Annotated in this window: 10 protein-coding genes; 1 reads left to right on the top strand and 9 read right to left on the bottom strand. The window is 59.9% G+C overall.

Annotated features, from left to right (window positions below):
• The first annotated feature begins 47 nt into the window (after positions 1-47).
• Positions 48-908, top strand: coding sequence for a MurR/RpiR family transcriptional regulator (locus JFT66_RS13025; RefSeq protein ID WP_198809839.1), 861 nt, complete (start codon positions 48-50; stop codon positions 906-908).
• A 119-nt stretch (positions 909-1,027) separates the two neighbouring features.
• Here the strand turns inward: JFT66_RS13025 and JFT66_RS13020 are convergent, their stop codons facing one another.
• The 9 genes from JFT66_RS13020 to JFT66_RS12980 all read right to left on the bottom strand — a co-directional run bounded on the left by JFT66_RS13020 (position 1,028) and on the right by JFT66_RS12980 (position 11,269).
• Entirely contained in the window at positions 1,028-1,873 is an 846-nt protein-coding gene (locus JFT66_RS13020) for a D-hexose-6-phosphate mutarotase (protein ID WP_034115699.1), read from the bottom strand.
• Positions 1,874-1,972: 99 nt separating this feature from the next.
• Entirely contained in the window at positions 1,973-3,328 is a 1,356-nt protein-coding gene (locus JFT66_RS13015; RefSeq protein WP_034115700.1) for a carbohydrate porin, read from the bottom strand.
• Positions 3,329-3,413: 85 nt separating this feature from the next.
• Positions 3,414-4,574, bottom strand: a complete 1,161-nt coding sequence (locus tag JFT66_RS13010) for an ABC transporter ATP-binding protein (protein WP_034115701.1) — start codon at positions 4,572-4,574, stop codon at positions 3,414-3,416.
• 2 nt (positions 4,575-4,576) lie between these two features.
• On the bottom strand, positions 4,577-5,422 hold the full coding sequence (locus JFT66_RS13005) for a carbohydrate ABC transporter permease (protein ID WP_034115702.1): 846 nt from the start codon (positions 5,420-5,422) through the stop codon (positions 4,577-4,579).
• On the bottom strand, positions 5,415-6,323 hold the full coding sequence (locus JFT66_RS13000; protein WP_034115703.1) for a carbohydrate ABC transporter permease: 909 nt from the start codon (positions 6,321-6,323) through the stop codon (positions 5,415-5,417). The genes JFT66_RS13005 and JFT66_RS13000 overlap by 8 nt, the downstream gene beginning before the upstream one ends.
• Before the next feature lie 92 nt (positions 6,324-6,415).
• Positions 6,416-7,702: an ABC transporter substrate-binding protein gene (locus JFT66_RS12995; protein WP_034115704.1), complete on the bottom strand. Its 1,287-nt coding sequence runs from the start codon at positions 7,700-7,702 to the stop codon at positions 6,416-6,418.
• A gap of 104 nt (positions 7,703-7,806) precedes the next feature.
• Positions 7,807-9,066, bottom strand: a complete 1,260-nt coding sequence (locus tag JFT66_RS12990) for a D-mannose isomerase (protein ID WP_034115705.1) — start codon at positions 9,064-9,066, stop codon at positions 7,807-7,809.
• A gap of 252 nt (positions 9,067-9,318) precedes the next feature.
• Entirely contained in the window at positions 9,319-10,143 is an 825-nt protein-coding gene (locus JFT66_RS12985; RefSeq protein ID WP_153839048.1) for an ATPase, read from the bottom strand.
• A 127-nt stretch (positions 10,144-10,270) separates the two neighbouring features.
• A complete protein-coding gene (locus tag JFT66_RS12980; protein WP_034115707.1) occupies positions 10,271-11,269 on the bottom strand; it encodes an NAD-dependent epimerase/dehydratase family protein in 999 nt (332 codons plus the stop codon).
• Positions 11,270-11,284: the final 15 nt, after the last annotated feature.

Below are 11,284 nucleotides of genomic sequence, written 5' to 3'. Positions count from 1 at the left end.
TGCCCTTTATTTGCATCGTCGCCCGAAGGAAAGACTGAATGGACCGCGTGCGAAATCTTCTGGAACAGATCCGGAACCGCCTCGAAGAATTGAACAAGGCCGAGCGCAAAGTCGCTGAAGTCATCCTGCTCAACCCGCAGCAGGCCACACGCTTCTCGATCGCCGCCCTCGCCCAGGCCGCCTCGGTCAGTGAACCGACGGTCAACCGTTTCTGCCGTTCGTTCGGTGTCAGCGGTTACCCTGAACTCAAATTGCAGCTGGCGCAAAGCCTGGCCAGTGGCGCTGCGTATGTCAGCCGCGCCGTGGAGGCCGATGATAACCCCGAAGCCTACACCCAGAAGATCTTTGGCAGTGCCATTGCGTCCCTGGACAGCGCCTGCCAGGCCCTGGACCCGGCCCTGATCAGCAAGGCCGTGGACTTGTTGATCCAGGCGCGGCAGATCCACTTCTTTGGCCTGGGTGCTTCGGCCCCGGTAGCCATGGACGCCTTGCACAAATTCTTCCGGTTCAACCTGTCGGTGACCGCGCATGCGGACGTGCTGATGCAGCGCATGATCGCTTCGGTGGCGCATACCGGTGAGTTGTTTGTGATCATTTCCTACACCGGGCGTACCCGAGAGCTGGTGGAAGTGGCGCGTATCGCCCGTGAAAACGGTGCCTCAGTGCTGGGCGTCACCGCCGAGAACTCGCCGCTGGCCAAGGCCAGCACAGTGAGCCTGAACATCCCGTTGCCCGAAGACACCGACATTTATATGCCGATGACTTCGCGGATCATTCAGTTGACGGTGCTGGATGTGCTCGCAACCGGCATGACGTTGCGTCGCGGAGTGGATTTCCAGCCGCATTTGCGCAAGATCAAAGAAAGTTTGAATGACAGCCGGTATCCGGTGGGGGATGAATTCAACTGAGTCAGTCTGTGTTGGCTTCACTGGCCTCATCGGGAGCAAGCCCCCTCCCACAGTTTGATGTGTGAATACCGTCAAATGTGGGAGGGGGCTTGCTCCCGATGAGGCCATCAGCCACACCATTAAGCCCCTGCCCTGGCCTGCAAACTCAAATGCGCCCTCTCCCCCGGCGCCAGGCTGGCTGCCGCCATCGCCGACTCCACGCACACAAACCCCGACGCCTCGTTAAAGCTCACGCCCAATAGTGGCCGGCTGCCCGGGTGCCACACCACGGTGTCGGCGCTGTCGCCGGTGTCGATGCACAACTCACGCTGCCAGGCGTGATCCTTGAGCTGTAACTCGCCCTCATGCTGGAACACCCGCTGGCAACCGCCATCGACCCGCAGTTCGCCTTCCTGCTGGCAAACCTGACGATTGAGTTGGTCGTAACCCTGCGCCCCGTCGAGCCCAGACAGCGCTACCTCATCAACGTGACCGATACGCCAGTAAGCGTGCAACGCATGGCTCAACTGGCACGGCAGTTCGTCCTGATGCTCGGTGCTCAGGCGCAGCTCCAGGGTTTCGCCCAGGTGCGCGTGCAAGTCCACCTGCCAGTCGCACAACTGCAATTGCCAGTGCAGGCGCACGCCATCGTCGTCGGTGCTGCTGTCGAGTAGCTTCCAGTCGATCAACCGCGCCCAACCATGGGAAGGCCAGGCGTTTTCGCTGGGATGGCGGCCATACCACGGCCAGCACACCGGCACGCCACCACGGATCGCGCCGACTTGCGGCCACTTGGCGGCGCACCACAGCCAGGGTTTCTGGCCCGTGGGCTGAAAGTGCAGCAATTGCGCGCCCTGGCGACTGAACACCGCCTGGCACAGGGGATGGTCGATCACCAACACGTCGCGCATCTGAAAGCGCTCCCAGGCGAACACCGGACGCTCGCGCAGGGATTTGAAAAAGCGTTGCAACGGTTGCTCATGCATGTGCCCAGGTCCCGAATATCACAGTGCAACCCAAAAAAAAGCGGATAGCCATGGCTACCCGCAAATGCGCACAGAGAGAAGGAGCTTATCGCAACCGCATTAGAACACCGACTGAATTTTCAGGCCGGCGACCAAGGCGTTGTCGATCTCGTCATTGCCACCTGGGTGGGTGACGTATTGCAGGTTCGGGCGCACGGTCAGCCAGTTGGTCACGTGGAAGCCGTAGTTGATTTCGTAGTTGTATTCGGTGCTGCGCACCGGTGTGAAACCGGCTTGGGTGTAGTCGGTGAAACCACCGCCTGCGTTCAGCAGCTCCGCGTTTTTCTTCACATCATCGTTGACATGGATACGGGCGAAACCGATACCGACGTCATCTTTCGGACGCGCATCGAATGGGCCTTTGTACACAAACATCAGCGACTGGTAGTTGTCGATGAAGTTAGTGTCTTTGTCGTGGAAGGTCGCGTTGGCTGCAATGTTCAAACCGCGAGAGGCGTCGCCGTTGTGTGTGGTGAGTTGTTGTTGAATGACGCCCCAGTAGCCGTGTTTGCTGCTGTGAACGCGGTAACCGTCACCGCTGAGGGCAGCGTCATTACCATTGGCATCTTCACGCACGTCATTGGCGTCAGCCGTGCTCTTGTAGTAACCCACACGGTATTCGCCCGGCAAGCCATTGACCTTGGGCGACCAAACCAGTTCTACCGGCAATACGGTGCCTTTGGTGCCGCTGCCGCTGAGCTTGAAGCCGTTGCCGTGTTCAAGCTGCGATGGGTTCTGGTTGTACGCGCCGATTTGGGCATACAGCTCTGGCGTGATGTTGTATTTCACGCGCAGAGCGGCTTGGCTGACCGGCCAGTTGTACCAGATGTTGGTGGCCCAGTTACCCACTTGGGACCCGCAGAACGCCAGGTTCTGGAAGTCGCATGGGAAAGTGTTGAAGTCTTCGCCTTCACCGAAGTAACCGGCTTTCACGTCCAGTTTGCCGTCGAGGAACTGATGCTGGATCCACAATTGAGTCAGTCGCACCATGTGGCCGCGACCGTAGACTTCTTGAGAAGAACTCAAGGTCGCCGGACCTCTGCTGGAGTCGCCAACCCGGTCATTGGAGATGTTTTGGCCATTACGGTTAGTCAACTGGATCTTGGCCTGGGTGTTATCCCAGCCCCACAGCTTTTGCAGGTCCAGTGCCACGCCCAGACCAAACTGGTCGGAGTAACGACCGGTCTTGTCATCGTTAAAGCCGCCGTGGGCGTTGTAGCCCATTTCCCCAACGTAGTCGGCCTTGATGTCGATACCTTGCTCGATCAGCTTGGTGCGCTCGCCGCCCCAATCGCCGGTCATCCATTTGGAATCGGCACTGAAGGCTTCGTCCGCCATCGCATTGGCGGACAAAACCAGGGCTGCTACTGCTGACAGTTGGCAGATCAGCCGGGTGTTGTTGTGTTGCTTTTTCATCCCTACATCCTCGTCTTTATTGTTATTAAACTGTTTTTATCTAACGCGGGTTACATTTTTTAACTAAAACAACTGCTTATCTGCTTCAGCGACCCTTGAACTGGGTCACATTGTCGGCATGCCCCTGTGCCGCCAGCGAAGCAGCGGTACCCAGTCGCTCACCGGTCTTGGCGTCAAACAGCAATACCTTGGCCGGGTCAAATTGCAGGGTCAGGGTCTCGCCTACCTGCGGCGCCACGTCTGGTGCCAGGCGGCAGCAGACCTTGGTGTCGTTGAGCTGTACGAACACCAGGGTGTCCGGGCCGGTCGGCTCGGTGACCTGGACTTCGGCACGAATGCTCGAGGCACTGTTGCCCTCACCTGTCGCCAACATGATTTGCTCCGGGCGCAGGCCCAGGATCACGTCGCGGTCTTCCAGGCCCGCGTCAGTCACGTTCAGCGCCAGCTCGCAACGGGCCTGGCCGCTGTCGAGCAGCGCCACCAGGCGACCGTCCTTGCGTTGCAGGCGCAGGGGTACGAAGTTCATCGGCGGCGAACCGATAAAGCTCGCCACGAACTGGTTGGCCGGGTTGTTGTAGATCTCTTTGGGCGTGCCGAACTGCTGGATGATGCCGTCCTTCATCACCGCCACTTTGTCGCCCAGGGTCATCGCTTCGATCTGATCGTGGGTGACGTAGACGGTGGTGGTTTTCAGGCGCTGGTGCATCAGTTTCATTTCGGTACGCATCTCCACGCGCAGCTTGGCGTCGAGGTTGGACAGCGGTTCGTCGAACAGGTAGATCTTCGGCCGACGCGCCAGGGCACGGCCCATGGCCACGCGCTGTTGCTGGCCGCCAGACAGTTGGCCAGGCTTGCGGTTGAGCAGGTGTTCGATCTGCAGCAGCTTGGCCACCCGCGCCACTTCGGTGTCGATATCAGCCTGGGGCATCTTGCGGATTTTCAGGCCGAATTCGATGTTCTCGCGCACGCTCATGGTCGGGTACAGCGCGTAGGACTGGAACACCATGGCGATGTCACGGTCCTTGGGGCTCATGCCGCTGACGTCCTGGTCGCCGATCATGATCGCGCCACCGCTGATGGTCTCAAGGCCGGCAATGCAGTTCATCAGCGTGGATTTACCACAGCCCGACGGGCCGACCAGGATCAGGAATTCACCTTCCTTGATCGACAGTTCGATGTTCTTCAAGGTGTCGGGCAGGCCGGCGCCATAGGTCTTGTTTACATTGCGAAGTTCAAGCGTAGCCATGATTACCCCTTGACCGCGCCGGCCGTGAGGCCGCGCACGAAATACTTGCCTGCGATCACATAGACCAGCAGGGTCGGCAGCCCGGCGATCATCGCCGCCGCCATATCCACGTTATATTCCTTGGCCCCGGTGCTGGTGTTGACCAGGTTGTTCAGCGCCACCGTTATGGGCTGGGAGTCACCGCTGGAGAACACCACGCCAAACAGGAAGTCGTTCCAGATCTGGGTGAACTGCCAGATCAGGCAGACCATGATGATCGGCGTCGACATCGGCAGAATGATCTGACGGAAGATGGTGAAGAAACCCGCACCGTCCAGGCGTGCCGCCTTGATCAGCGCATCCGGGATGCTCACGTAATAGTTACGGAAGAACAGCGTGGTGAACGCCAGGCCGTAGACCACGTGCACAAACACCAAGCCGGTGGTGGTGCTGGCCAGGCCCATCTTGCCGAGGGTGAACGACGCCGGCAGCAGCACGGTCTGGAACGGCAGGAAGCAGCCGAACAGCAACAGGCCGAAGAACAGCTGCGAACCCCGGAAGCGCCAGAACGACAGCACATAGCCGTTCAAGGCACCGATGGCGGTGGAAATCAGCACTGCCGGAACGGTGATCTTGATCGAGTTCCAGAAGTAGCCATCCACGGTAGCCCAGGCCTTGACCCAGCCGATACCGCTGACCACAGTCGGCCAGCTCAGCAGGTTGCCGGTGCTGATATCTTCCGGGGTCTTGAAGCTGGTGAGCAGCATCACCACCAGCGGTACCAGGTACAGCAGCACCGCGAGGATCAGCACCGCGTAGATCGCGATGCGACTCAGGCTGATGGCAGGTTTGGCAGCGAGACTAGTCATTGCGCTTGGTCCTCAGCTCGGAATACAGGTACGGCACGATGATCGCGAGGATCGCACCCAGCATCAGGATTGCACTGGCCGAGCCCATGCCCATCTGGCCGCGGCTGAAGGTGAACGAGTACATGAACATGGCGGGCAGGTCGGACGAATAGCCCGGGCCACCCGCGGTCATTGCCGCGACCAGGTCGAAGCTCTTGATCGCGATATGCGCCAGGATCATCACCGCACTGAAGAACACCGGGCGCAGGCTGGGCAGCACCACGCTCCAATAGATGCGCGGCAGGCTGGCACCGTCGATCTGGGCAGCACGGATGATCGACTGGTCGACGCCACGCAGGCCGGCGAGGAACATTGCCATGATGAAACCGGAGGCTTGCCACACGGCGGCAATCACCAGGCAGTAAACCACGCGGTCCGGATCGATCAGCCAGTCGAGACGAAAGCCTTCCCAGCCCCAGTCACGCAGGAGTTTGTCCAGGCCCATGCCCGGGTTGAGCAGCCATTTCCAGGCGGTACCCGTGACGATCATCGAGAGCGCCATCGGGTACAGGTAAATGGTGCGGATAAAGCCTTCACGGCGGATTTTCTGGTCGAGGAAAATCGCCAGCGTCACGCCGATCACCAGGGTGATGCCAATGAACATACCGCCGAACACGGCCAGGTTTTTGCTCGCTACCCACCAACGGTCGTTGTCGAACAACCGCTCGTACTGCGCAAGGCCCGCCCACTTGTAGCTGGGCAGGAACGTGGACGTGGTGAACGACAGCACGAACGTCCACAGGATGTAGCCATAAAAGCCCACCAGCACGATGAACATGCTGGGCGCCAGCACCAGTTTAGGGAGCCAGCGCTGCAGTGCATCGAACGGCGAGGCCTTGCTGAACACAGCAACAGAACTCATGGGAAAATCCAGTACAGGGAAAAAGGACTACAGAAGCATGCCTTGTGAGGGGTCAGGGGGTTTCCCCTCACAAGGACCAGCAGTGCTAACCGTTACTTGGCCGACTTGATCGCCGCGCCAAGTTTTTTGGCGGTATCGGCCGGGTCGGCTTTCGGGTCGTTGATGTAGTTAGTCACGACATCAAAGAACGCACCTTGTACCGCCAGGGTGGTGGCCATGTTGTGGGCCATGCTTGGCTGCAGGCCGCCGGTCTTGGCGTCGGCCAGGAAGTCCTTGGCGGCAGTCTGGGCGCAGGAGTCGAAACCGAGCTTGTCCATTTCAGTGAGCATGTCGGTGCGAACAGGGATCGAGCCCTTGTTGATGCTGAAGACTTTCTGGAAGTTTTCACCCAGCACGACTTTGGCGATGTCTTGCTGGCCAGCAGCAGTGCCTTTGTCTTTCTGCTTGAACACCGCCAGGGAGTCGATGTTGTAGGTGAAGGCTTTGTCGGTGCCAGGGAAGGCTACGCACTCGTAGTCCTTGCCGGCGACTTTCTTGGCCGCGGTCCACTCGGACTTGGCCCAGTCACCCATGATCTGCATGCCGGCCTTGCCGTTGATGACCTTGCCTGCTTCGAGGTTCCAGTCTTGGCCTTTGCCGTCGACGTCCATATAGGTCGCGACTTTCTTCAGCTCGGTGAGTGCCTTGACCATTTCCGGACCGGTCAGTGCACCATTATCCAGATCGACCAGGGCTTTCTTGTAGCCATCGGCACCCATCACCGACAGAACCACCGCTTCGAACACGGTGCTGTCCTGCCAAGGCTGGCCGCCATGGGCGAGCGCAATGAAGCCCGCGGCTTTGAGCTTGTCGCCGGCCGCATAGAATTCTTCGAGGGTGGTGGGGTTCTTGGTAATACCGGCTTTCTTGAAGACTTCCGGGTTGATCCACAACCAGTTCACACGGTGAATATTCACCGGTACGGCAACGTAATCACCGTCGTATTTCACGGTATCGGAGACTTTCTTGTCGAGCAGGGAGTCCCACTTTTCTTCTTTGGCGACGTCTTTGAGCACGTCGGTGTCGAGCAGGCCGGTGGACGCCCATTCCTGGATGTCAGGGCCTTTGATCTGGGCAACGCCTGGCGGGTTGCCGGCGACCGCACGGCTTTTCAGCACGGTCATGGCGGTGGCGCCACCGCCACCTGCAACGGCACCGTCTTTCCAGGTGAAGCCGTCTTTCTCAACTTGGGCCTTCAGGACATCCACAGCCGCTTTTTCACCGCCGGAGGTCCACCAATGCACCACTTCAACCGTTCCTTTGGAGTCGGCGGCAAATGCACTGAGGGGAAATAACGAGGCAATGGAAATAGCGACGGCGAGGCGATTAATCGCGTTCATCTGAGTACCTTTTCTTGTTGTTATGCATGCAAGTCTAGAGCTTGCGCTGCACGGAGTTTAAACATGGAGTTTCGGGGTGCAGGTAACAAAGGGACGCACAAATGTCACCACTTGGTGACATAACCGCCCCGGGCTAAAGCGCTGGTCATACTGGGTGACAAGGGTAGCGCAGGCAGCACCACCGCTTGCCAGGCATGGTACAGGTCGGGTTTGCCGCCCCAGATCTTGCTGCTGGGCTGGTTGTGGGGGCTGAGCTCGTGGTGCCAGCTCCCGTTGATGCGGTCGATAAAGTGGGTTTCGCAGAACTCCCAGAATCGACGGTACCAGGTCTCGTAATGCAGCTCGCCGGTACGCTTGAGCAAGGCTTGCGCTGCGGCGCTGGCTTCGGCGTGGGTCCAGTGCAGACGCTCGCGTACCACCGGGCGATGATTCCAGTCCAAGGTGTAGACGATGCCGGCAGCGCCATCCACAGCCCAGGCGTATTCGCAGGCGCTGGCAAACAGGTTTTTGGCGTCGCTCACCAACCAATCTGGCGTGCTGAGCCCTGCCTGCTGGCGAGCGGCTTCCAGGTGCAGCACCAGCCGCGCCCATTCGAAACCATGGCCAGGGGTGATGCCGTAGGGGCGAAAGCCGTCGGCGGGGTGGTCTTCGTTGTAGCCCAGTAGCGGCTTCCACTGCGCATCGAAATGCTCGATCACCATGAACTGGTTGCCGGCGGCGTGGGTATGGATCACCCGCTCGACGATGCGCAGCGCACGGTCCAGCCAACGGGTATCTGCGGTGACATCGGCCAGGGCCAGGAAGGCTTCGGTGGCGTGCATGTTGCTGTTGGCGCCGCGATAGGCTTCAACGCCGCTCCAGTCCTGGGCAAAGGATTCGAGCATGACGCCCTCCTCCTCGCTCCAGAAGAACTGGTCGATGATATGGATAGCGTCGTTCAACAAGGTCTGCGCACCGGGTGCGCCGGCCACCACGGCAGAGCTGGCGGCCAGGGCTACAAAGGCATGCAGGTAAGCGGCTTTGCCGGTGTTGCCATCGAGGGCGTTGGGCGCGGCGAACCAGCCACCGTGCTCGCTGTCGCGCAGCGGCCCGCTGAGGGCATTGACGCCATGCGCCACCAGCTCCGCGTAACCGGGCAGCCCCATGGCATGGGCCATGGCGAAACTGTGGGTCATGCGGGCGGTGTTCATGGTTTCGGCGTGGGCATTGGCCGGCAGTTGGCCTTTATCGTCCAGGTTGCCGAAACCGTCCGGGAGCCTCGACGCCTTGGCGAACGCCAGCAGGCGCTGGCCTTCGGCGGCGAGCCAGGTGTGATGGGCAGGTGCGTTCAGCCAACTGCTGGCAGGCAGTGGTTGCGTGGTCATGGGGAGCCCTTATTGTTTTTTGTGGGATGACCGGAGTCTAAACAAGGGCGTGGGAGGGGCAAGTAACGAAGGGGAAAAGAAATGTCACCGGGTGGTGACAATCGAAGCCCTGAGGATCGTGGATATCTAAATGTGGGAGGGGGCTTGCTCCCGATGGCGGTGTATCAGCCACTCTATTGGGTGACTGACATACAGCTATCGGGAGCAAGCCCCCTCCCACATTTAGACCTCATTTACAGCTTATAACTGTGGTCATTGACCCAACGGAGTAATCGCCGCCGGCGCATTGAGGCGCTGATGCAGGTTCTGAACCTGGCTCTGCAAGGTGGTGATGTTGCGGGTGGTCTGGATGCGGAACACGTCGAACTCCTTGTTGGTTGGCGCATCGATGTTGGCTGGCTGGTTTTCCTGGGTGCTCTTGAGTACCAGCAAGTCCTGCTCGAGGCGGGCGATGGCCGCGCTTGGGTTGCCCTGCTTTTTCAAGGCCGCCACATCGGTGGACAGGTCCTTGATCTCACCCTGTGCTGCCTTGAGGGTGGCAACGGCGTCGGTCAGGGCCTGCACCTCGCCTTGCAACTTGGCGTTCGCCGTCGTCAGCTCGGTGGTGCTGGCGCTCATTTGAGCCAGGCGGCTGTCCAGCTCGGTGGCTTGGCCGGCTACGCCCATCTGTTGCTTGCCCTGCTCCTGCAACTGGTCTTGCAACTGCTTGATCTGCAGTTTCAATGCTTCGCTGCCGTTGTTGACGTTGGCTTCGCTGGCCACGACCTTGCCGGAAATAGCCTGCAGGCGTCCCGCTGCTTCCTCACTGATACGTGCAAAGCTTTCCTGGGTGGCGACCAACTGCTGGCCCATCAGGGAAATCTGCTGAAAGCTCCACCAGGCCAGGCCGGCGAAGGCGATCAGCAGTGCGCCGACCAATGCCCATAACGGGCCGGTGCTGGCGCTCTTGACCTTGACCACGGGCGTCGTTCGCGAGCGCACCGACGTGGCTGGAGTCGGCACGAAATCATCGTCGTCCCCATGGTCGGCCCGCAGGGTGGGAACGTTGTCGAGATCGTCGTTTGCATCGTTACGCATGAATCTACCCTGAATCAATGAGATGGCTGGCTGGGAAGCCGAGCGGCAGGAGTATAAACCGCACTCCCGGCGCATGGATCGACCGGGAACCTGGAATTCGGTTCCCGATGTGTTGCTGGTTATGAGCTTATTTGAGGCCCGGGTCCTGGGCCTTCCACCAACTGCAGAACTCGTCGAGCGCGGCCCACAGGCTGACCTTGGGCTCGTAGTCGAGATAATGCCTGGCGCGGCTGATATCGAGGCTGAAATCTTTGTTCATCACTTGCATGCCCAGGCGCGACAAGGCCGGCTCGGGCCGCCCCGGCCACATCGCGCAGAAGGCTTCATTCAGGGCCGCTACGCTATAGGACAAACCGTAGGAGCGGTAACGGGTCACCTGAGGCAACTCCATTTGCCGCATCACATAGTTGACCACATCCCACACCGGCACCGGCGCGCCATTGCTGATGTTGTAGGCCTTGCCCAACGCCGAGCCGGGGGCGAGCAGGCTGCTGAGCAGTGCTTCGTTAAGGTTATGCACGCTGGTGAAGTCGACCTTGTTCAGGCCGTCGCCGACAATGGCCAGGCGATTTTTGCGCTGCATCTTCAGCAGGCGCGGGAAGATGCTCATGTCGCCGGCACCGGTGACAAACCGCGGGCGCAGCGCCAGCACTTCGAGGCCGAACTCCTGGGCACCGAAGACCTTCTGCTCGGCCAGGTATTTAGTCGCGGCATAGGGATGCTTGAAACGCTTGGGTACCTGCTCTTCGGTGAGCCCCACGTGGTCGCGGCCATCGAAGTAGATCGACGGCGACGACAGATGCACCAGGCGCCCGACGCGCTGCTTGAGGCAGGCTTCAACGACGTTTTCGGTGACCAGCACATTGCCTTGATGAAAGTCCTGATACTTGCCCCACAGCCCAACGGCACCGGCGCAATGCACCACGGCTTCGACATCGCGGCACAGGTCGCGTACCAGGTCGGCATCATTCAAATCACCCTGGATAAACTCGGCACCGCGCCGTACCAGGTGTTCCACACCTTCGGCGCGCCGCCCGTTGACCCGCACATCCAGGCCCTGCTCAAGGGCGAAACGCGCAAAGCGCCCGCCGATGAAGCCGCTTGCGCCGGTGACCAGAATTTTCATGTAGTACTCCGTGTT

The organism is Pseudomonas sp. MF6755 (assembly GCF_016405635.1).
Lineage (GTDB): Bacteria > Pseudomonadota > Gammaproteobacteria > Pseudomonadales > Pseudomonadaceae > Aquipseudomonas > Aquipseudomonas haemolytica.
The sequence above is the reverse complement of the archived record's forward strand: the minus strand, read 5'-3'. Positions and strand labels throughout refer to the sequence as shown.